The sequence below is a fragment of the Nocardia coubleae NBRC 108252 genome (assembly GCF_001612805.1).
In the GTDB taxonomy this organism is placed as follows: Bacteria; Actinomycetota; Actinomycetes; order Mycobacteriales; family Mycobacteriaceae; genus Nocardia; species Nocardia coubleae.
In genome coordinates this window covers 109,332-130,366 of the sequence record NZ_BDBD01000027.1, presented here as the reverse complement: position 1 = coordinate 130,366, position 21,035 = coordinate 109,332, and the positions used below count along the sequence as shown (strand labels likewise).

13 protein-coding genes and 1 tRNA gene are annotated in these 21,035 nt (G+C 68.1%); 9 read left to right on the top strand and 5 right to left on the bottom strand.

All coding sequences use genetic code 11. The features are described 5' to 3' along the window. Positions 1–339: 339 nt before the first annotated feature. The 3 genes from NCO8_RS28050 to gltB form a co-directional block, all read right to left on the bottom strand. Complete coding sequence (locus NCO8_RS28050) at positions 340–900, bottom strand: tetratricopeptide repeat protein (RefSeq protein WP_067644105.1); 561 nt, start codon at positions 898–900, stop codon at positions 340–342. A 279-nt stretch (positions 901–1,179) separates the two neighbouring features. Continuing rightward, a complete protein-coding gene (locus NCO8_RS28045; RefSeq protein WP_067644101.1) occupies positions 1,180–2,649 on the bottom strand; it encodes a glutamate synthase subunit beta in 1,470 nt (489 codons plus the stop codon). Continuing rightward, entirely contained in the window at positions 2,642–7,294 is a 4,653-nt protein-coding gene (gltB, locus tag NCO8_RS28040) for a glutamate synthase large subunit (protein ID WP_067644097.1), read from the bottom strand. Before gltB ends, NCO8_RS28045 begins: the two co-directional genes overlap by 8 nt. Before the next feature lie 936 nt (positions 7,295–8,230). On the opposite strand from gltB, the gene NCO8_RS28035 reads away from it, so the two are divergent. The 6 genes from NCO8_RS28035 to NCO8_RS28010 all read left to right on the top strand — a co-directional run bounded on the left by NCO8_RS28035 (position 8,231) and on the right by NCO8_RS28010 (position 15,898). Further along, on the top strand, positions 8,231–9,985 hold the full coding sequence (locus NCO8_RS28035) for a DUF4407 domain-containing protein (RefSeq protein WP_067644094.1): 1,755 nt from the start codon (positions 8,231–8,233) through the stop codon (positions 9,983–9,985). 167 nt (positions 9,986–10,152) lie between these two features. Beyond that, a complete protein-coding gene (locus tag NCO8_RS28030) occupies positions 10,153–11,706 on the top strand; it encodes an adenylate/guanylate cyclase domain-containing protein (protein WP_245655533.1) in 1,554 nt (517 codons plus the stop codon). Positions 11,707–11,743: 37 nt separating this feature from the next. Further along, positions 11,744–12,604, top strand: coding sequence for a hypothetical protein (locus NCO8_RS28025; protein WP_067644091.1), 861 nt, complete (start codon positions 11,744–11,746; stop codon positions 12,602–12,604). Beyond that, positions 12,601–13,617 (top strand): DUF4129 domain-containing protein, encoded by a 1,017-nt coding sequence (locus NCO8_RS28020; protein WP_067644088.1) that lies wholly within the window; start codon positions 12,601–12,603, stop codon positions 13,615–13,617. The genes NCO8_RS28025 and NCO8_RS28020 overlap by 4 nt, the downstream gene beginning before the upstream one ends. Continuing rightward, positions 13,614–14,600 carry an AAA family ATPase gene (locus tag NCO8_RS28015; RefSeq protein WP_067644085.1) on the top strand — a complete coding sequence of 329 codons (987 nt, stop codon included), beginning with the start codon at positions 13,614–13,616 and terminating at the stop codon, positions 14,598–14,600. Before NCO8_RS28020 ends, NCO8_RS28015 begins: the two co-directional genes overlap by 4 nt. A 2-nt stretch (positions 14,601–14,602) precedes the next feature. Continuing rightward, entirely contained in the window at positions 14,603–15,898 is a 1,296-nt protein-coding gene (locus NCO8_RS28010; RefSeq protein WP_067644082.1) for a DUF58 domain-containing protein, read from the top strand. A gap of 91 nt (positions 15,899–15,989) precedes the next feature. Here the strand turns inward: NCO8_RS28010 and NCO8_RS28005 are convergent, their stop codons facing one another. Beyond that, complete coding sequence (locus NCO8_RS28005; protein WP_067644079.1) at positions 15,990–16,736, bottom strand: RDD family protein; 747 nt, start codon at positions 16,734–16,736, stop codon at positions 15,990–15,992. A gap of 18 nt (positions 16,737–16,754) precedes the next feature. On the opposite strand from NCO8_RS28005, the gene NCO8_RS28000 reads away from it, so the two are divergent. Together NCO8_RS28000 and NCO8_RS27995 are read left to right on the top strand one after the other, a co-directional pair. Next, positions 16,755–17,780 carry a stage II sporulation protein M gene (locus NCO8_RS28000; protein ID WP_067644077.1) on the top strand — a complete coding sequence of 342 codons (1,026 nt, stop codon included), beginning with the start codon at positions 16,755–16,757 and terminating at the stop codon, positions 17,778–17,780. 701 nt (positions 17,781–18,481) lie between these two features. Beyond that, complete coding sequence (locus tag NCO8_RS27995; RefSeq protein ID WP_067644328.1) at positions 18,482–19,120, top strand: class I SAM-dependent methyltransferase; 639 nt, start codon at positions 18,482–18,484, stop codon at positions 19,118–19,120. 57 nt (positions 19,121–19,177) lie between these two features. On the opposite strand, the gene NCO8_RS27990 is transcribed toward NCO8_RS27995, so the two are convergent. Continuing rightward, positions 19,178–19,260, bottom strand: a tRNA-Leu gene (locus NCO8_RS27990). 218 nt (positions 19,261–19,478) lie between these two features. Between NCO8_RS27990 and NCO8_RS27985 the strand changes: the two genes are divergently transcribed. Further along, positions 19,479–20,870, top strand: a complete 1,392-nt coding sequence (locus tag NCO8_RS27985) for an FHA domain-containing protein (RefSeq protein ID WP_067495183.1) — start codon at positions 19,479–19,481, stop codon at positions 20,868–20,870. Positions 20,871–21,035: the final 165 nt, after the last annotated feature.

Genomic DNA, 21,035 nt, shown 5'->3' with positions numbered 1-21,035 from the left:
GAAAATGTTCGACAGCACGAGACGCTATACCCGCCCGCAAATTTCCGCATCCTGAACGCGGGAAAATTACTGCGCCCCCGAAGTTAGCTGGTGGTTGCTGGAAAACCGCTCGGTATCAATACTTTTCGGTAACCAACGGGTCGGTTCGCCGGTACCGCTCGAAGCCCATGGTCAATACCGGTTTCCATCGTTCAGCGACCCGGTGGCGAACTTCCGTTTTAATAGTCTTCGCAGAACTCGCCATAGTGCGAATGCACGTCGGCGCCACTCAGCGGGTGCCCCCACTTCGGTGGTAGTCGATGACAGGTCGGAACCGAGTCGCGTTCGAGGCAGGCTGGATCAGCCGGCGGCGCGGCGATACCAGGATTCGGCTTCCCGGTGCGCCCCTTCGGATTCGAGCAGCGCGGCGAGATTGGCCATCGCCTTCGGATGACCCAGATCGGCGGCGCGCCGGAAGCAGCGCCGGGCCGCCGTGATCGCGCCCCGACGACGCAGCAGCAGACCGAGATTGTTGATCGAGTCGATGTCGCCCGCCGCGGCTGCCTCGTCGTACCACGCTTCGGCGTCGTCGAGCCGGTTGTCGTCCTCGAGCAACCGCGCGAGGTTGTACATCGCGTCCACGTGCCCCGCGAGCGCCGCGTGGTGGTACCAGGTCTCGGCCTCGGCGATATCGCCGCTCTGATACAGCATGGTGGCCAGGTTGTACATGGCGTTGGCGTTGCCGCCCGCCGCCGCCCGCCGATACCAGATCTCGGCCTCGGCCAGCTCCCCGAACTGATCGAGCAACACCGCGAGATTGTTCATCGAGCGCGTATGCCCCGCCGCCGCCGCCCGCCGGAACCAGTACTCCGCACCCTCGTAATCGCTGTGATCGTGGTAGAAGTGGGCAAGGTTGTGCATAGCGGTACCGTCACCGCGCTCTGCTGCGCGGCGCAGATACGCCAACGTTCCCGGCGGCAACGGCACAGCTCCCCCTCGGATCTCCCGTACACCTCGTCACGGAAAGTCTATGTGCTGCAAGGAAGATCGGCCACGTCCATTATCGGCACCCCTAAGCCTTTGAGCGCCATAAGGATTCATACCCGACGCATATCCCTGGCAAACTCCGGCGTCACCTGCGGTGCGACGACAAAGGCGCCCACGGACCGGCTGGTCCGTGGGCGCCTCGGGTCGAACTGATTACCGCTGGGCGACAGCGGTCGGGGGGATCGGCGCGGGGAGCGCGGTTTCGCCCTCGAGGTACTTGTCGACGGCGGCCGCGGCGGCGCGGCCTTCGGCGATGGCCCAGACGATGAGGGACTGGCCGCGGCCCATGTCACCGGCGACGAAGACGCCGGGGATGTTCGTGGCCCAGTTCTTGTCGCGCTGGACGTTGCCGCGGCCGTCGTAGCCGACGCCGAGGTCGGTCAGCAGGCCCGGCTTCTGGGGGCCGACGAAGCCCATGGCCAGCAGCACCAGGTCGGCTTCGAGGGTGAAGTCGGTGCCTTCGACCTTCTCGAAACGGCCGTTGACCATCTTGACCTCATGGGCCTCGAGGCCGGTGACCTTGCCGTCCTTGCCGACGAAACGCTCGGTGTTCACGGAGAACACGCGCTCGCCGCCCTCCTCGTGCGCCGAGGAGACCCGGTACATGAGGGGGTAGGTCGGCCACGGGGTGGAGCCTGCGCGCTCCTCCGGCGGCCGGGGCATGATCTCGAACTGGTGCACCGACTCGGCACCGTGACGGTGCGAGGTGCCGAGGCAGTCGGCGCCGGTGTCGCCGCCACCGATGATGACGACCTTCTTGCCCTTCGCGTGGATGGGCGGCAGGCCTTCTTCGTCGGTGATGTCGTCGCCGAGCTGCACGCGGTTGGCCAGCGGCAGGAACTCCATCGCCTGGTGGATGCCGTCGAGCTCGCGGCCCGGGATCGGCAGGTCGCGGGCGATGGTGGCGCCACCGGCGAGCACGATCGCGTCGAAACGCTCACGCAGCTGCTCGGCGGTGATGTCGACGCCAACGTTCACACCGGTCTTGAAGATGGTGCCTTCGGCCTCCATCTGCGCCAGACGGCGGTCGATGACCGACTTCTCCATCTTGAATTCCGGGATGCCGTAGCGCATCAGGCCGCCGATGCGGTCGTCGCGCTCGAACACGGTGACGGTGTGACCGGCACGCGTGAGCTGCTGGGCGGCGGCCAGACCGGCCGGGCCCGAACCGACGACGGCGATCTTCTTGCCGGTCAGGCGGGTCGGGTACACCGGGGTGACCCAGCCCTCGTCGAAGGCATTCTCGATGAGTTCGACCTCGACCTGCTTGATGGTCACCGGCTGCTGGTTGATGCCGAGCACGCACGACGCCTCACACGGCGCCGGGCACAGCCGCCCGGTGAACTCCGGGAAGTTGTTGGTGGCGTGCAGCCGGTCGATGCCCTCGCGCCACGAGTCCTTGTACACCAGGTCGTTCCACTCGGGGATCAGGTTCCCGAGCGGACAACCGTTGTGGCAGAAGGGGATACCGCAGTCCATGCAGCGGCTGGCCTGCTTCTGCAGGGTCTCGTGGGAGAACTTGTCCTCGTAGACCTCTTTCCAGTCGAGCAGACGCAGCTCGACCGGTCGACGCGCCGGGAGTTCCCGCGAGGTGTGCTTCAGAAATCCTTGTGGGTCAGCCACGAGCCGCCTCCATAATCGCCTCGTCAACGTCCTTGCCGCTCTTCTCGGCTTCGGAGATGGCGAGCAGAACCTTCTTGTATTCGCGGGGCATGACCTTCACGAAGTGGTTCACCTGCTGGGACCAGTCGCTCAGGATGCGTTCGGCCACAGCCGAACCCGTCTCGTCGCGGTGGGTGCTGATGATGTCGCGCAGCCAGGTGAAGTCGTCACCGGAGAGCTGCTCGATGGCATCGGCCTGATCCGGGTTGACGCGCTCGGCGAGCGTGCCCTCCGGGTCGTAGACGAACGCCACACCACCGGACATACCGGCACCGAGGTTGCGGCCGGTGCCACCGAGGATGACCACGCGGCCACCGGTCATGTACTCGAGCGCGTGGTCGCCCACACCCTCGACGACCGCGGTGGCGCCGGAGTTACGCACGCCGAAGCGCTCGCCCGCGACACCGTTGATCAGGATGCGGCCGCTGGTTGCGCCGAACATGATCACGTTGCCCGCGATGATGTTGTCCTCGGCGACGAAGCCGGCGGGCGCGTTGAGCGACGGGCGGACCACGATGTGGCCGCCCGAAAGGCCCTTGCCGACATAGTCGTTGGCGTCACCCTGCACGCGCAGCGTGATACCGGCCGGGACGAACGCGCCGAAGCTGTTGCCCGCCGAACCGTTGAAGGTGATGTCGATGGTGTCGTCGGGCAGGCCCGCGCCACCGTAGAGCTTGGTCACCTCGTGGCCGAGCATGGTGCCGACCGTGCGGTTCACGTTGGTGATCTTGGTTTCGATCTTCACGGCCTTGCCACGCTCGAGCGCGGGCGCGGCCTGGGCGATCAGCTCGTTGTCCAGCGCCTTGTCCAGACCGTGGTCCTGGGTGCCGGTGCAGTGGGTGTCCTGGTTCATGAACGCCGTCTCCGGCATGTCCAGGATCGGGGACAGGTCGAGCTTGGCGGCCTTGAAGTGCTCCTTGGCCTTGGCGGTGTCGAGCAGGTCGACCCGGCCGATGGCCTCGTCGAGCGTGCGGAAGCCCAGCTCGGCGAGCAGCTCACGCACCTCCTCGGCGATGAAGAGCATGAAGTTCTCGACGAACTCCGGCTTGCCGGTGAAACGCTCGCGCAGCACCGGGTTCTGGGTGGCGATACCCACCGGGCAGGTGTCGAGGTGGCACACGCGCATCATCACGCAGCCCGAGACGACCAGCGGAGCGGTCGCGAAACCGAACTCCTCGGCGCCCAGCAGCGCGGCGATCATCACGTCGCGGCCGGTCTTCATCTGACCGTCGACCTGGACCACGATGCGGTCGCGCAGGCCGTTGAGCAGCAGGGTCTGCTGGGTCTCGGCCAGGCCGAGCTCCCAGGGTCCACCCGCGTGCTTGAGCGAGGTGAGCGGCGAAGCACCGGTACCGCCGTCGTGGCCCGAGATGAGCACGACGTCGGCGTGCGCCTTGGACACACCGGTGGCGACGGTGCCGACACCCGGTTCCGCGACAAGTTTCACGTGAATCCGAGCCTGCGGGTTCGCGTTCTTCAGGTCGTGGATCAGCTGCGCCAGATCCTCGATCGAGTAGATGTCGTGGTGCGGCGGCGGCGAGATCAGGCCGACGCCCGGCGTGGAGTGCCGCACCTCGGCGACCCACGGGTACACCTTGTGCGCGGGCAGCTGACCGCCCTCACCCGGCTTGGCACCCTGGGCCATCTTGATCTGGATGTCGGTGGCGTTGGTCAGGTAGTGCGCGGTGACACCGAAGCGACCCGACGCGACCTGCTTGATCGCCGACCGGCGCCAGTCGCCGTTCTCCTCCACCTCGAAGCGAGCGGGGCTCTCGCCGCCCTCACCGGAGTTGGAGCGGGCACCGAGACGGTTCATCGCGATCGCGAGGGTCTCGTGTGACTCGGCCGAGATGGAGCCGTAGCTCATCGCGCCGGTCGAGAACCGCTTCACGAGCTCGGACGCGGGCTCGACCTCGTCGATGGAGATCGGCGCGCGCAGGCCCTTCTTGAACTTGAACAGACCGCGCAGCGCGGCCAGACGCTCGGACTGGTCGTCGACCAGCTTGGTGTACTCCTTGAAGATCGAGTACTGACCGGTGCGGGTGGCGTGCTGCAGCTTGAACACCGTGTCCGGGTTGAACAGGTGGTACTCGCCCTCGCGACGCCACTGGTACTCACCGCCCACCTCGAGCTCGCGGTGCGCGCGCTCGTTGCGGTTCTCCAGGAACGCGGTGCGGTGGCGAATGGCCACCTCTTCGGCGATCTCGTCGAGACCGATACCGCCCAGCGGCGAGCGCAGACCGGTGAAGTACTCGTCGACCAGGTCCTGGGCCAGGCCGATGACCTGGAACAGCTGGGCGCCGTTGTAGGAGGCGAGGGTGGAGATGCCCATCTTCGACATCACCTTGAGCACGCCGTTGCTGGCCGCGGTGCAGTAGTTCGCGACGGCCTTGCGGTAGTCGGCGGCCAGGTCGCCGGTGCTGGCGGGCAGCGAGAGCGAGCCGCGCTCGAGCATGTCCTCGATGGACTCGAAGGCCATGTACGGGTTGATCGCGGCGGCGCCGAAGCCGACGAGGGCGGCCATGTGGTGCACCTCGCGGGCGTCACCGGCCTCCACGACCAGGCCGACCATGGTGCGGGTGCGTTCGCGCACCAGGTGGTGGTGCACCGAGGAGGTGAGCAGCAGCGACGGGATCGGCGCCAGCTTCTCGTTGGACTCGCGGTCCGACAGCACGATGATGCGCGCGCCGCCGTCGATCGCGGCCGAGACCTGGATGTTGATGGCCGCCAGGGACCTGCGCAGACCCTCGCCGCCCTCGGCGACCGGGTACAGACCACGGACCACGACCGAACGCAGCTCGGGGTGGCTGCCGTCGTCGTTGATGTGGACCAGCTTGGCCAGCTCGTCGTTGTCGAGAATCGGCTGCTCGAGCGCGATCTGCTTGCAGGACTCCGGGCCGGGGTGCAGCAGGTCGGCCTCGGGGCCGATGTTGCGCTTGAGGCTGGTGACGACCTTCTCGCGGATGGCGTCCAGCGGCGGGTTGGTGACCTGCGCGAACAGCTGCGAGAAGTAGTCGAACAGCAGGCGCGACCGGTTCGACAGCACCGCGATGGGGGTGTCGGTGCCCATCGAGCCGAGCGCCTCACCACCGGTCTTGGCCATCGGGGTGATGAGCAGGCTCAGGTCCTCGGTGGTGTAGCCGAAGATCTGCTGACGGATCAGCACGCGGTCGTGCGACATGTGCACGTGCGGGCGGTCGGGCAGGTCGGCCAGGCGGCTCACGCCCGCGTCCAGCCATTCCTGGTACGGCTCGGCGGCGGCCAGTTCCGACTTGATCTCGGCGTCGGTGACGATGCGGCCCTGCTCGGTGTCGACCAGGAACATCTTGCCCGGCTGCAGGCGGATCTTCTGGACGACGGTCGACGGGTCGATGTCGAGTACGCCGACCTCGGACGCCAGCACGACCAGGCCGTCCTCGGTGACCCAGATGCGGCCCGGGCGCAGACCGTTGCGGTCGAGCACGGCGCCGATCTTCTTGCCGTCGGAGAAGCAGACCGAAGCCGGGCCGTCCCACGGCTCCATCAGCATCGAGTGGTACTCGTAGAACGCCCGCAGCGCGGGGTCCATGTTCTCGTTGCGCTCCCACGCCTCGGGGATCATCATCATGATCGCGTGGTGCAGGTCGCGCCCGCCCAGGTGCAGCAGTTCGAGCACCTCGTCGAAGCGCGCGGTGTCGCTCGCGCCGGGGGTACAGACGGGGAAGATCTTGTTCAGGCGGTTGTTGCCCGCCTCGTCCTTGCCGAACACGTCCGAACGCAGCAGCGCCTCACGCGCGCGCATCCAGTTCTCGTTACCGGTGACGGTGTTGATCTCACCGTTGTGGGCGACCCGGCGGAACGGGTGCGCCAGCGGCCACGAGGGGAAGGTGTTGGTGGAGAAGCGCGAGTGCACGATGCCGATGGCCGACTCGACGCGCTCGTCCTGTAAGTCCAGGTAGAACGCGCGTAGCTGCGGCGTGGTGAACATGCCCTTGTAGATGAAGGTCTCGCCGGACAGGCTCGGGAAGTACACCGACTCCTTGCCGACGGCGCCCTCGCCGGGACCCGCGTTGCCGAGCTCGTGCTCGATGCGCTTGCGGATCACGTAGGCGCGACGCTCCAGGTCCATGCCCGAGAGCTGCTCGGCCGAGTTCTTGGGCGAGCCGATGAACAGCTGACGGAAGGTCGGCATGGCATCGCGGGCCAGCGCGCCGAGCGAGGACTCGTCGATCGGCACCGCACGCCAGCCGAGCACGGCCATGCCCTCTTCGGCGACGATCTTCTCGACGCCGTAGGCGGCGCGCGCGGCTTCGCGGCGGGCCTGCGGGAGGAAGGCGATGCCGGTGGCGTAGGAACCCGCCTCGGGCAACTCGAAGTCCACAACCGCGCGGAAGAACTTGTCCGGGAGCTGGATCAGGATGCCCGCGCCGTCGCCGGAGTTCGGCTCCGCGCCGGCGGCACCTCGGTGCTCCAGGTTCAGCAGTGCCGTGATGGCCTTGTCGACGATGTCTCGACTGCGTCGTCCGTGCATGTCGGCGACGAATGCGACGCCGCAGGCGTCGTGCTCGTATGCCGGATCGTAGAGCCCGGTGACACCGGGTGACCTGTGGCCAGGAAGTTGCGTCATGCCTCTGCCTTCAAGAAAGTCGGCTGTCGATGATCGGCCACCCAGCAAGCTGAGCGTGGACCCTTCGTCGTTTCGCCTCCGTCAAGACTGCGTCCGTACGATCCGAAACCAGCGGCGATGATGGTTTGCGGCGTGCAGTCACGTCTCCAGTTGTCCACCCGCTTCGTTGACGTAGTGGGGGTGCTCGGAGGTAACGGGACGCTTACATGTCCCTTACCTCCGCGCGGGGTTTCACCCGCTACTCTTGGCCCGGTTTCACCGGACCCCGAACAGGTGGTTGTGCCGAACAAGGGTGCGTTCGGCGTAAGAGCAAACGATAAGTCAGACCGCAGACCCAACCAACTAAGGTTGGGCTTAGTAACCCTGTCTAGCTGGGGTTTGTAACGGCAGCCCGTATCGTCACGCGCGTCGTCCAGTGTAAAGCAGGCACGAGGCCGGATCGATCCCGCAGAACCGGCGCCGACCTGCGCGAACATCGTCGACGGGCGAGCCGGAACCGGCCGGAGGCGTGTGACCTTCGACCGAACTCACCTGCATCGCAGCAGGATTCCCCAGCAAAGTGCAGGTCAAACCTATGGTTTCCCGCTAACCAGGGCCGTCGGCGGTGAGATATTCCCGACAGCGCCCCGACATGCCCTGGTAGCCAGCCGACCGTACGGTCTGCGAGTGAGACGCTCTTCACAGCACATATCCAGCTAACGCGCGGCAGTGTCGTTCGCCACACGAGGCCCCCGGAACGGGCGCCGGTGCGGCTCGGCGAGACCGACACGCCGAGGTCGGCGGGCCACGCCGACTGCCGGCGCGATGCCGGGAGTTCGGATCTGTGAGGCTGACCACAAATACCGCTTCGCCGCTCGGTGTGGCGGCGCCGCGCCTGTCACGCTGACACCACGAATCCATGACAGTTTCGCCACGCGAAAGAACCGGGGAGAAGGTATGACCGGCACACTCGCCTGGCTCGGCGGCGGCCTCGTCACGCCTTCGCGCGACGACATCGGGCCCGACCACGCCGGATATGTCGTCACCGGCGCCGCGGTGGCGCTGTTCGCCGTGGTCGCGGGACTGGTCACCGCCGTCGCGCTCGCCGCCGCCGACGGGATCGGGTTCTTCTTCGTCGCCGTGCTCGCGCTGCTCGCCGCCGTGGCGGCCGGTGCGATCGGACGGGCGCTCGCCACCAGGAACACCACCGACGACCGGCGCGGTACCGCCGCGCGCGTCGGAATCGGCGTGCTGGCCGGGGTGTTCGTGGCCGAGCTGGCCACCACCGTGCTGCTCGGCGGGACCGTCGACCGCGAGCTGGACGTGCGCGCCCACGCCGATGCCGAACGCGCGCCTGCCGTCGTCACCGCGCGCGCCGAGTACGACCTCGCCGTCGCCGACCGCGCCGCGCTCGACGCGTCCATCGCGACCGCGCAGGCCGACATCGACCGCAACCTCGTCATCGCGCGCTGCGAGTTCAATCCGACCCCGGAGTGCCCGCAGACCCGCATCACCGGTGTTCCCGGTCGTGGGCCCGAGGCCCAGACCGCCAACGAGATGCTCGACGACGCCCGCAAGCAGCTCGCCGCCGCACAGGCCCGCACCGACAGCCTCGACCAGCGCGTGCGCGCCGAAACGGCCGAGCTGGCCGCGGCTCGCGCCGACGCCTTCGCCGAGGGCGATCGCGGGATCGGCGCCCGCTGGCTGGCCATGAACGGCTACACCGCCGATCACCTCGGCGGCGCCGCGCTTCGCCTGCTGATGCTGGTCGCGGGAATCGCGCTGGCGTTGTCACCGCTGCTGCTGCGCTGGTGGCGCGGGGAGACCGCGCTCGACCGCAAGGTCGCCGCCGACGAGATCGCCGACCGGGCCGAACGTGCCGCCGACGCCGCCATCGCGGTGAAACAGGCCGAGGTGCGCACCGAGACGGCGGTGCTGCGGGCCGAGCAGGAACTCGACTCGCAACGATTGGCCATCGAGGCCGACGGCGTGATCGATCGAGAACGTCAGCGAACCAGGATCATCGCCGCGATCGGCGGTTTCGAGCTCGGGTACACCGAGCCGCATCGAAAGGACGAGTCCGTGGCTCTGGAGCCGACTTCGCAGCAGCAGCTGCCCGCCGGATACCTCCCGCACGCCCTGCCGCACGGCCAGGCCGGTGCGCTGGTACCCGCCGAGCAGGCACCGCCGCAGGCGCCGACCGGGGGCGGGCTGGAGCTGCCGATCATCGGGACCGTGCCGTTCACCGACACCGCCGCGCGCTGGATCCGGCCGCTCGTACCGTCGTTCGTCGCCAATGCCATCGACTCGGCCACGCATCCGCTGCGGACGGCGCGACAGGCGTTCGAAGAGGTCGAGGAGGTCACCTTCACGCTGCGCCGCAGCCGGAAGGTGACCGTCGATACCCAGGACTCGCAGCAGCAGTTCCAGCAGGCGCCGCAGCAGCTGGCGCCCGGGCTGGGTTACCTGCCCGCGGGTTATCCACAGCCGCAGTACAACCCGTACGCGCAGCAGATCGCGTCGAATGTGGTGGACGCGCCCGGCCGGAACTACCACCCGGATCCGCGTCAGTACCCTGGGCAGCCGAGCTACTCCGCGTTGCCCGCCGGACAGGGCACGGCGCTGCCGGCCGCCGGGCAGGGTGAGCTGGCCGGGTCGGATACGCAGGAGCTGCCGGGTGGTCAGCAGCGTCAGCTGCCGCCTGCTCGATAGTTCAGTGGACATCTGTTCACTGGGCCGCTAACGGTGATCGATCGCACCGATCAGCTCCGGTTGCGAACGACAAAACGCTCGGTCAGCAGTTGTTATACGTACCTGATTCGCCCGTGACCTAGCTAACAGGTTCGCCTGTACAGGTTGTTTCGGTTTACAGTTCGAAGGTGATCAGCGACGTACGCTCCGGGACGTCTTCGCCCTGGGGTTCGCCCCTGCTCGGACCCGCCGAGGAGAAGGCGGCCATCCGTCGGGTGCGGGTGCAGCTGCTGCTCACCGCTCCCCTGCTCATCGCCAACCTCATCGGCATCGCGATGACCATCGTGCTCGCGGGGTTCGTACTGCCCGGGCCGAGCATGTTCACCGGGCGACTGCTGCTGGTGAATGCCGTGTTCACGCCGCTGTGCGCGGTGGCCGCGCTCGCGGTCGGCACGGTGTGGGGGACCGTCGCCGGGCTGCGAACCATGCGCTGGGCCACCGACCCCGACCATGTACCGACACCGGCCGAACAGCGCGTCACCGTCTCGGCGCCGCGCTGGATGGTGCTGCAGCAGGCGATGTTGTGGACTTTGGCGCTCATCGTGCTCACCGTTGTGTACGGCGTGATCGAGCCGGGGCTCATCCCCAAGCTCATCCTCGCCATCGGGTCGGCCGCGATCGTGGTGTGCGCCAACAGCTATCTGATCGTCGAATTCGCGCTGCGGCCCGTCACCGCGCGGGTGCTGCAAGCCGATCCGCAACGCCGTCGCGGCATCGGCGTGTTCGGCCGCACCATGCTGTCGTGGCTGGTCGGTGTCGGTGTGCCGGTGGCGCTGGCGATGGTCGTCGCCATCTGGGCGCTGGCCGATCCCCAGGTGAGCAAGGCGCGCCTGGCCGTGTGCGTGCTCAGTCTCGGCGGGTCGGCGTTGCTGTTCGGCATGGTGCTCATGGCGCAGGTCGTCGCCGCGACGGTGGCGCCGATCCGTGGCGTGCGCCAGGCGTTGCGCCGGGTGGAGAACGGCGACCTCGACGCCGAGATCGCGCTCTACGACGGCACCGAACTCGGTGAGCTGCAGAGCGGTTTCAACCACATGGTGCACGGCCTGCGTGAACGCGCCATGATCGAGGACCTGTTCGGAAAACACGTCGGCCACGATGTCGCCATGGCCGCCATCGCCTCGCGCCCCGTCCTCGGCGGGACCGAAACCGAGGCCGCCGCCCTGTTCATCGACATCATCGGCTCCACGACCATGGCCGCCACCCTCCCCGCGCCCGAGATCGTCGGCATCCTCAACCGCTTCTTCGACATCGTCGTCGACGAGGTGGAACGCCACGGCGGTCTGCTCAACAAGTTCGAAGGCGACGCGGCCCTCGCCATCTTCGGCACTCCCGCACCGCTGGAAGACGCGGCGGGGCAGGCCCTTTCGTGTGCCCGCGCCATCCAGCGCCGCCTGCGCGACACCTCCGACCTGGAGGCGGGCATCGGCGTCGCCGCCGGGCGCGTGGTCGCGGGCAATGTGGGCACCCACAACCGCTACGAGTTCACCGTCATCGGCGATGCGGTCAACGAGGCGGCCCGCCTGTGCGAACTGTCCAAGCAGTACGAACAACGCCTGCTCACCTCCGCCACCACCCTCACCAAGTCCGCGCCGACCGAAGCGAACCACTGGACCCTGGGCGAGCAGGTCACACTGCGTGGCCGCCTGCAACCCACCCATCTCGCCCTCCCGCACACTCCGTGAACCCACTCCCCCGGCCGGGCCCCGCTAGACTCGGGCCGTGCGCCCCGTCGTGACCACGGTCGGCGCCGTCGGGGCGGGCATCGATCCGGCACAATCGCCGACGGTCCCGATCCGCCCCCTGCGATTTCGCGAGCTGCTCGACGAGCCGTTCGCCCTGATCCAGGCCCATATCCGGCCGCTGGCCGGGCTCGCGGGGGCAACGCTCACCCTGGCCGTACTCGGTGTTCTCGGCATCACCGGCCTGGTCTCACACCTCACCGACGGCTCCGATGCGGGTACCGCGTGGGCGGTGGTGCTGGCGACGGCCGCGTTCGGGTGGTTGTCGCGGTTGGTGTTGCGTGGCTCAACCGTCGCGCTGGCGCTGGCCGACTTCGCCGGCGCGCGCATCGGTTTGCGGGCGGGCATCCGGACCGCCGCACACCACGGCGGGCCGCTCGTGCTCGCGCAGATCATGTTCTCGCTCATCGGAATCGGTGTGCTGGCGGTCGGCAGCCTGCTCGTCATCACCTATCCGCTCGCCCTGATCTGGCTGTCGAATCTGCGGGCCCGCCGGTTCGTCACCGAACCCGCGATCATCGGCGAGAACGCCGGCTACCGGCAGGCCGTTGCCCGCTCGAAAGACCTGGTGGAAGGCGCGAACTGGAGCATCGGCGGACTCTGGCTCACCCAGCGAGTGCTGTTCGCCGTGCTCGCGGTGCCCGCCTTCGGTATCCCCTTCTTCCTGTCGGACTTCTCCGGCACCCACCGATGGGCCTTCATCACGCTGGTGGTCGGTGGTCTGCTGCTGGTGGTGACGGTCGCCGAGATCGTGGAAGCCACCAGCCGGGTGCTCTGCTACATCGACCGCCGCTGTGTCCGCGAAGGGCTCGACATCCGCATCCCGGGTGAGAACCGATGAACGACAACCAGTTCGGTCCCCCGCCACCGCCCCAGCTCGGCCCGGCCGCCGACCATCGCGCCGAAGCCGAGAACGCCGCGGGCCGCCGCGATTTCGACCGTGCCGTACGTGAGCGCTTCCGTGCGGTCCTGCGCGGACTGGAACAGAACGGCAGCCTGCCGGTGCGCCGCTCACGCACCGCGCAGGAAACCGCCGACGACGCGACCCTCGCCCTCCCACCCGAACAGTCCGCCGAATTACATCCGGCGGCAAGCACTTTCGACGAGGTCGTATACGGTGGCCGCCGCGCCACCGAGGACGAATACCGCCACCTCGAATACGCCGACCGCTACTCCCAGCACGCGCCACCACCGGTCGCCGAGCCGGTCGACATCGAGATCGTCGACACCGAACCCGCACCGCGCCGACAACTTCCGCCGCTCCCGGCGATCCTGCGCAACCCACGGTTCTGGGCCGTCCTCGCGGGCATCCTGTTCCTCGGCGTGCTCCTGTACGCGGGCCTGCAATCCTGCGGCGCGCCCAACGCACCCACCCCGCCCGACCCGCCACCGAACATCGACAGCCCACCGGACCGGCCCGACGACCTCCCCGACCCCGTCGGCGGCGACTCGATCTTCAGCACCCTGCCCGGCTGGCTGGCCTACGGCGGCCTGCAACTGCTCATCGCCTTCGCCGTCGTGGTGTGGTGGCGGGCCCGCAGACGCGGCGCACTGGTCGGCGAACCGCGCCCGGTGGAAGTGGCCGCCAACGAACTGCTCGCGGGCCAAGCCGGGCTGTACCGCCGCTCTGGCGACGTGGCCCACGTCGCCCACATCCTGCGCTCGGCGACCCTGCGCCGGATCCGGCCACGCCTCGGCGCCCGAACCGACGACCAACTCGTCGCGACCATCGCCACCCGCCTCGGCACCCCCGCCGCCCAGATCGGCACCGTACTGTTCGGCCCGGTGCCCGACGAACCGACCCTCTACCACGTTGCCGCACACCTCGAATGGATCGAGACGGAGCTCGGATGACCGACAACACTGTCCTGCAGAAGACGCCGACCGCGGCCGAGGCCGGGGCGGCGTTGGCCGCCTTGCGTACCGAGATCGGTAAGGCGGTGGTCGGGAACGATCAGGCCGTGCTGTACCTGGTGCTCGCGCTGCTGTGCCGGGGGCACGTGCTGCTGGAAGGTGTGCCGGGCGTGGCGAAGACGCTGCTGGTGCGTGCGCTGGCCACCTCGCTCGATCTCGAGCACGCGCGGGTGCAGTTCACCCCCGATCTGATGCCGGGTGATGTCACCGGTTCGCAGATCTACGACCCGCATTCGGCCGAGTTCACCTTCCGGCAGGGGCCCGTGTTCACCAACCTGCTGCTGGCCGACGAGATCAACCGCACCCCGCCGAAAACCCAGTCCTCGCTGCTGGAATCGATGGAGGAGCGTCAGGTTTCGGTGGACGGGCAGCCCCGGCCGCTGCCCGACCCGTTCGTGGTGATCGCCACCCAGAACCCGATCGAGCAGGAGGGCACCTATCCGCTGCCCGAAGCGCAGCTCGACCGGTTCCTGTTCAAGGTCGACATCCGCCTGCCCGAACGCGACGACGAGTTCCGCATCCTGCAGCGCCACGCCAACGGCTTCGACCCGCGCGACCTCGGTGCGGCCGGGCTGCGGCCGGTCGCCGGGCCGGCGCACATCGCGGCCGCGCGGGCCGCGGTGGGCCAGGTGACGGTGAGTCCCGAGGTGCTCGCCTACATCGTCGACCTGTGCCGGGCCACCCGGTCCTCGCCCGCCGTCGCGCACGGTGCGTCGACCCGTGGCGCCACCGCGCTGCTCGCGGCGGCCCGCGCCTTCGCCTGGCTGAACGGGCGTGGGTACGTGACCCCTGACGATGTGAAAACCGTTGCGGTTCCGGTGCTTCGGCACCGTCTGCAGTTGCGTCCGGAGGCCGAGCTGGACGGGGTGAGCGCCGAGGGTGTGCTCGCGTCGTTGCTCGGCTCGGTGCCGGTTCCGGTGTAACGGTGGTCGTCACAGGCCGGTTCGCGCTGCTCGCCACGATGGCGGGCGCGCTGGTGATGTTCGCCGTTCCGTCGTTCGGTGGTGTGCTCGGCGCGAGTTCGCTGCTGCTCGTCGTCCTGCTGATCGATGTGGCGCTGGTCGCACGCCCGAACGCACTCACCGTGACGCGCGAACCGTTGACCGTCGTCCGGCTGGGCCGGGAGACGGAAGTGGAACTGGCCGTGACCAATACGGGCACCACCGCGGTTCGTGGGCTGCTCTGGGATGCGTGGCCCGAGAGTGCGCGCGCCGAATACCGCACGCGCCGACTGGCTTTGGCACCGAACACCCGGATCCGGTTCCGCACCAGGCTGAATCCGGTATATCGCGGTGACCGGGTGGCGGGTCCGGTGACACTGCGCCTGCTCGGACCACTCGGCATGGCCGGGCGGCAGACTCGCGTCGACGCACCCGCCCGCGTCCGCGCGCTGCCCGCCTTCCGCAGCGAGCGCCTGCTGCGGTCGAAGGTGAAGCGGCTGCACCACCTCGAGGGCCGCAATGTCGCCAATACCCGTGGTCAGGGCACCGAATTCGATTCGTTCCGGGAGTACGTGGCAGGCGACGACGTGCGAAGCATCGACTGGCGGGCCACCGCGCGCGCCACCGATGTGCTCGTACGCACCTGGCGGCCCGAACGCAACCGGCACATGCTGATGGTGCTCGACACCGGCCGAGTCAGCGCGGGCCGGGTGGGCGACGGCACCAGGCTGGACTGCGCGATCGAAGCCGCCCTGCTGCTCGGCGGACTGGCCGGCGCGGCGGGCGACACCGTCGACCTGCTGGCCTACGACCGCACGGTGCGCGCGGAGGTGACCGGCGCCGGTGGTGCGGGCCTGCCGATGAAACTTATGCACACCCTTGCCGGGGTCACGCCGCAGCTTGTGGATACCGACACCGACGGCTTGGTCCGCACCGTGCTCGCCCGGGTGCGCAGGCGCGCGCTGATCGTGTGGTTCACCAGTCTGGACGGTCCGACGGTCACCGAACACCTGCTGCCCGCGCTGCCGACGCTCACCCGACGGCACCGGGTACTCATCGTCTCGGTGACCGACCCCGACATCGCCGCCGCCGCTCGCGACCGGGAAACCGCCGATGCCGTCTACACCTCGGCCGCCGCCGAGACCGTGCTGGCCGAGCGGGCGGTGGTGCGGGAATCCCTGCGCAGGCGCGGGGTCGCGGTGGTCACCGCGGCGCCGGATCAGCTGCCGGAGGCGCTGGCCGACGAGTATCTGGAGCTCAAGCGGTCTGGTTCGCTCTGAGTTGTGGACAGCCGGAGTTTCCACCGGCACTCACAGTTCATGCACCGATTCACCAACAGGTTGTCCACAGGGCGAGCCTGTGTACAACTTCTCAGTGCAGCGAAAGCTGCTGGCGCCGAGACAGAATCGCGCCGATCACGTGATACGGGGGATAACCGGCGGGCACCTGCGTGCGGACCGCCGCGCACATCGACTCGGCCAGCTTCGTCCCCAGGTGGTGCTGAGCGGCCGGGGTGAGGGTGCGCAGCCTGGTGAGGTACTGCCGTGCGGCCGTCGCGAGGTCGTCGGACAGGTCGGTCGGGTCGAGCTGCGCCGCCCAGCCGGTGAGCCACGGTGGTGCGGCCGCCAGCGCGGGCCGGGGAAGCTGCTGACGGGTGTGCACAACCACCGTGCCCGCGAGCACGTCACCCACGCGCCTGCCCTTGCGCGAGCACAGCGAGGTGATCACCGCGACCGCGCCGAAGCCACCGAGCATCCAGAAGTCGACGATCGCCCCCGCCAGCCCACGGGTGAGAGCGTGCCGGAAATCCGTCGGGCCCGCATCGGCGCGAACGACCCGCAGCCCGAACGCCATCTTCCCCAGGGACCGTCCGCGGGTGAGGGTTTCGCTGCACACCGGATAGCCGACCAGCACGGTCACGATGGTGACCACCGCGAGCACCGACATCCACGCCTCGTCGGCGGCGCTCCACAACAGCATCAGCATCCCGGCGTAGAACAGGCCGAAGGCCAGCGTCAGCTGCAGCATCAGGTCGAGCAGGAAAGCGCCCGCACGGCTGGGGATACGCGCGATGGGAAGTTCGAGCGCCACCGCTTCGCCGGTGGTGAATTCGGCCATGTGGCTAGCATTCCCGATATGGACACCGATGCCTACAGCTGGGCGCGTCAACGGTCGTGGTATCGGCTGGATCAGCTGGTCCGTCAGCGCAGGCTCACCGGGGCCGAGGCCGACGAACTGATCGCCCTGTACCGCTCGGCGTCCCAGCAGCTGGCCAAGCTGCAGGGCCATCGGGCCGATCCCGAGGTGCTCGCCGGGCTCAGCGCGCTGCTCGCCCGCGCGCGTGGGCGCGTGCTCGCGGCGCGCGCACAGCCGTGGCGCGAGATGGGCAGATTCTTCACCAGGGGCTTTCCGGCGGCTGTGTACAGAGCATGGCCGTGGTGGTTGGGGACAACCGCGATCTTCCTGCTCGTCAGCACGGTGATCGCGGTGCTTGTGGACAACTCGGCGGGCGCCCGCGATGCCCTGGGGATTCCCGAGGGCGATCACTCGATCATCACCGGACCTGGGGGTTCGTTCGAGACCTACTATTCCGAACACCCCAACGACGCCTTTGCCGCCAAGGTGTGGACCCACAATTCCTGGGTCTCGGCCATCGCCTTGTTCACCGGCGTGCTGATCCTCCCGGCTGTGTATGCCCTGTTCATGAACGCGCTGAATCTGGGGATAACCGGTGGATTGATGACCGACGCCGGCCGGCTCGACTCGTTCTTCGGTTTCATCCTTCCGCACGGAACGCTCGAGCTCACGGCGCTGTTCGTGGCGGGTGGTGTCGGCTTGAAGCTCGGCTGGACGCTGGTCGATCCCGGTCGGTCGAGCCGGGCCGCCGCGATGGCCCGGCAGGGCCGGGCGACTGCCACTGTCGCGCTCGGGCTGGTCGCGGTGCTGCTGGTGTGTGGATTGCTAGAGGGCTTCGTGACGCCGAGCGGCCTGCCCGCGCCCGTGCGCATCGCTCTCGGCTTCCTGGCCGAAGGATTGTTCCTCACCTATGTGTTCGTGGTGGGCCGCCGGGTCGCCGAAGAACAGGACGCCGCTTCCGCGCTGCCCGAGGCCATGCCCGATCCGGCCCTGCGATGGCTGCCGAAGGTTCCCACGCGGGTGTGATCACGCATCTGCACGTGCATTTGTGCGGCAGGCAACTCCGAGCACACCTCGGCTGTGAGCCCACTGGGCAATCGACAGCTACGTGAGGTTACGAGTTGGTGAACTCCCCCGATTTGAGTTCCGCTGGCCGCAGCGAGTCGAGCTCGAGCTGCGGCCAGCGTTGCCGTTAACTGTACACAATCGTTATGCCCATGCAACCCCCAACGCGCAGGTTAGGGGTATCGAGTGCGGGTCTGCGAAGACGTGTGAAGCGCACGCTCTCCACAACTACAGCTAACTCCTGGCGCGTCATCGGGACGGCAATTGCACACACCGGGAATTCACCTTCGGCAAACCTGGGACCATCGGTCCCATGCGTTCGAAGGGGCGGTCCAGGGAATATTGCTGCCCATTGCCCACACCCCCGACCACCCCCCGCGCATAGCCGATAACCTGCGACAACGGCAACCGGATTTCGGTTTGCGCGATACTCGGGGCCTTAAAAGAAACCTTAAGTTTGTTTACAAGGCTGCAAACATGATCAACAACTAGCAATCAGGTCGAATCACCTGCCATACAGCTACTTACTGCGCGGCTGACAAGTTGCGCAGACCCTCCCGAACGGCGCGAGACGGGCAGTGAAACAGCTGGAAGACGGCCGGATTACCGCGCTGTGATCTTCGCCTCACCGCCCCGGAATGCCGAAGCCCTACGATGACGAGATGACCGGGGTCAAGGACCGTTTGTTCACCATCGTTGCCGGCCAGCTCGGTAATCCGCACGGACCACTCGGCAAGGTGGTGGCCTTGCTCCTCAATCGGGGGAACAAACGCGCCATCGCGGGTGCCGTCGACGGCGCCGCCCCCGCCGCGGGCGCGGATGTGGCCGATATCGGTTTCGGCGGCGGCGCCGGCTTGGCGATGCTGCTGGAGCGAGTGGGCCCGGACGGCGTGGTGCACGGCATCGAACCCTCGCCAGACATGCTCGCCCGCGCCCGTGGCACCTATGCCATGGAGGTGGCCGAGGACCGGCTCGTGCTCACCGAGGGCACTCTCGCCGCCCTGCCGCTGGCCGATGCGAGCCTGGACGCGGCGATCACAGTGAACACCATCTACTTCCTCGACGACCTGCCCGCCGCGTGTGCCGAACTCGACCGCGTGCTCCGGTCCGGCGGCACGGCCGTGATCGGTATCGGCGATCCGGACGGTATGGCCCGGATGCCTTTCACCCCTTATGGATTCACGCTGCGCCCGGTGGCCGAGGTGACGGGCGCGCTCACCGGTGCCGGTTTCACTGTCGAACAGCGCACCCTGCCCGGCCCGCCGTTCCCCTTCCATCTACTCTTCGCGCGCAAGGAGTGAGCGTCGCCGGAAACGACAAAAGGCCCGATCCCGTGGGATCGAGCCTTTTGCTCTCTGTGGGCGAAGGGGGACTTGAACCCCCACGTCCTTACGGACACTGGCACCTGAAGCCAGCGCGTCTGCCATTCCGCCACTCGCCCGAGCGACTCGAAAAATCTAACATGCCCTCCGGCTGAAAATAAAATCGGGTCCCTGACCTGCGGTGATGCGGACCCGTTCGGCTCGGGAACCGGGGCGCCGCGCCGGGAGTTACCTGGTAGGAGGATCGTGGATATCATGCAAGGAACGTGGTCGGGTTCGGACACGCCGTAAAGGGCACTCCGACAGGACGGACACGCGCACCGAAGGGAGGGCTGTGATGGGCATCGTGTCGAGATTCGAACGTCGCTTACAGAGCGCCGTCGGTGACGTGTTCGCGAGGGTGTTCGGCGGCAGCGTCGTTCCCCAGGAGGTAGAGGCCGCGCTGCAGCGCGAAGCCGCAGATCGGATCCAGGAACTGGAGGGCGGGCATCAGCTCGCACCCAACAGTTATGTGATCACGATCAACGAATCAGATTTCGGGAAACTCGACGCAGATCACGACCTGACGACCAAGGCGTTCGCCAAACATCTGCAGGATTACATCCGCGAGCAGGGCTGGCAGACCTACGGCGAAGTGCACGTGGCGTTCGAGGCATCACCTACGCTGCACACCGGAATGTTCAGAGCGAGCGGCCGCGTCGACCCCGACGCCGGTCGCGGGACCGTCCCACCTCGCCCCGGACCGCCACAACGACCCGCACACCCGCAACCAGGAGCTGGCCCCATGACGCACAACTCAGGCTACGAGCCAAGCCGAGAGCCCGCGGAGTCCGATCCACGCAACCGCGGGTACGCACCGCCGCCCGCCGCGCCTGGGGCTCCCTATCCGCCTGCCGACGACTACGGCCGCGGTGGCTACGGCGCGCCCGAGGGCCAGCCCGGCTACGACCCCGCCTACGGCCAGCAGGGCGGCGAGTACCACAACGGGTACGACCAGGCCCCGCAGCCGGGCTACGGTCAGCCCGGGTACGGCCAGCAGGGCTATGCCGAACCCGGATACGACCAGCAGGGCGGGTACGGCCAGCAGGCCTACAGCCAGCAGGGTGGTTACGGTCAGCCCGGGTACGCCGAGCCGGGCTACGACCAGCAGGGTGGGTACGGCCAGCAGGGTTACGCCGATCCGCAGCAGGCCTACGGCCAGCAGCCCGGGTACGGCCAGCAGGGTTACGCCGAACCCGGATACGACCAGCAGGGCGGCTACGGCCAGAACGGTTACGCCGAGCCCGGCTACGGTCAGTCCTCCGGTTACGGCGCCCAGGCGGCCGGTTACGCCGAACCCGCTTACGAGGAGCCCGCCGGTTACGGCCAGCAGGGTGGGTACGCCCAGCCGCAAGCCGGTTACGGCCAGCCCGCGGGTGGTTACGGTGCCCCGGCCCAGTCCAGCTACTCGGCCACGCTGCAGCTCGACGACGGCAGCGGCCGCACCTACCAGCTGCGTGAGGGTTCCAACATCATCGGCCGCGGCCAGGACGCGCACTTCCGGCTGCCCGACACCGGTGTGTCGCGCCGCCACATCGAGGTCCGCTGGGACGGCCAGACCGCCATGCTCTCCGACCTGGGTTCCACCAACGGCACGCTGGTCAACGGCTCGCCGGTACAGGACTGGCAGCTCGCCGACGGTGACGTCATCCGGGCCGGACATTCCGAGATCCTGATCAGGATCGTCTGATCCCGTAAGCTGCGCGGTGCAGGTCACGTGTCGACGCCGTCGGCCCTATGATGCTGCCATCACACGCACGGCCCCGACCTCGGGGCCCGCAAGCCAGCACGCTGGTGGGGGTCACTTCGTCCCCTGCCGCACCGACGTACCCGGGCGAACAGGAGGTGGAACGCC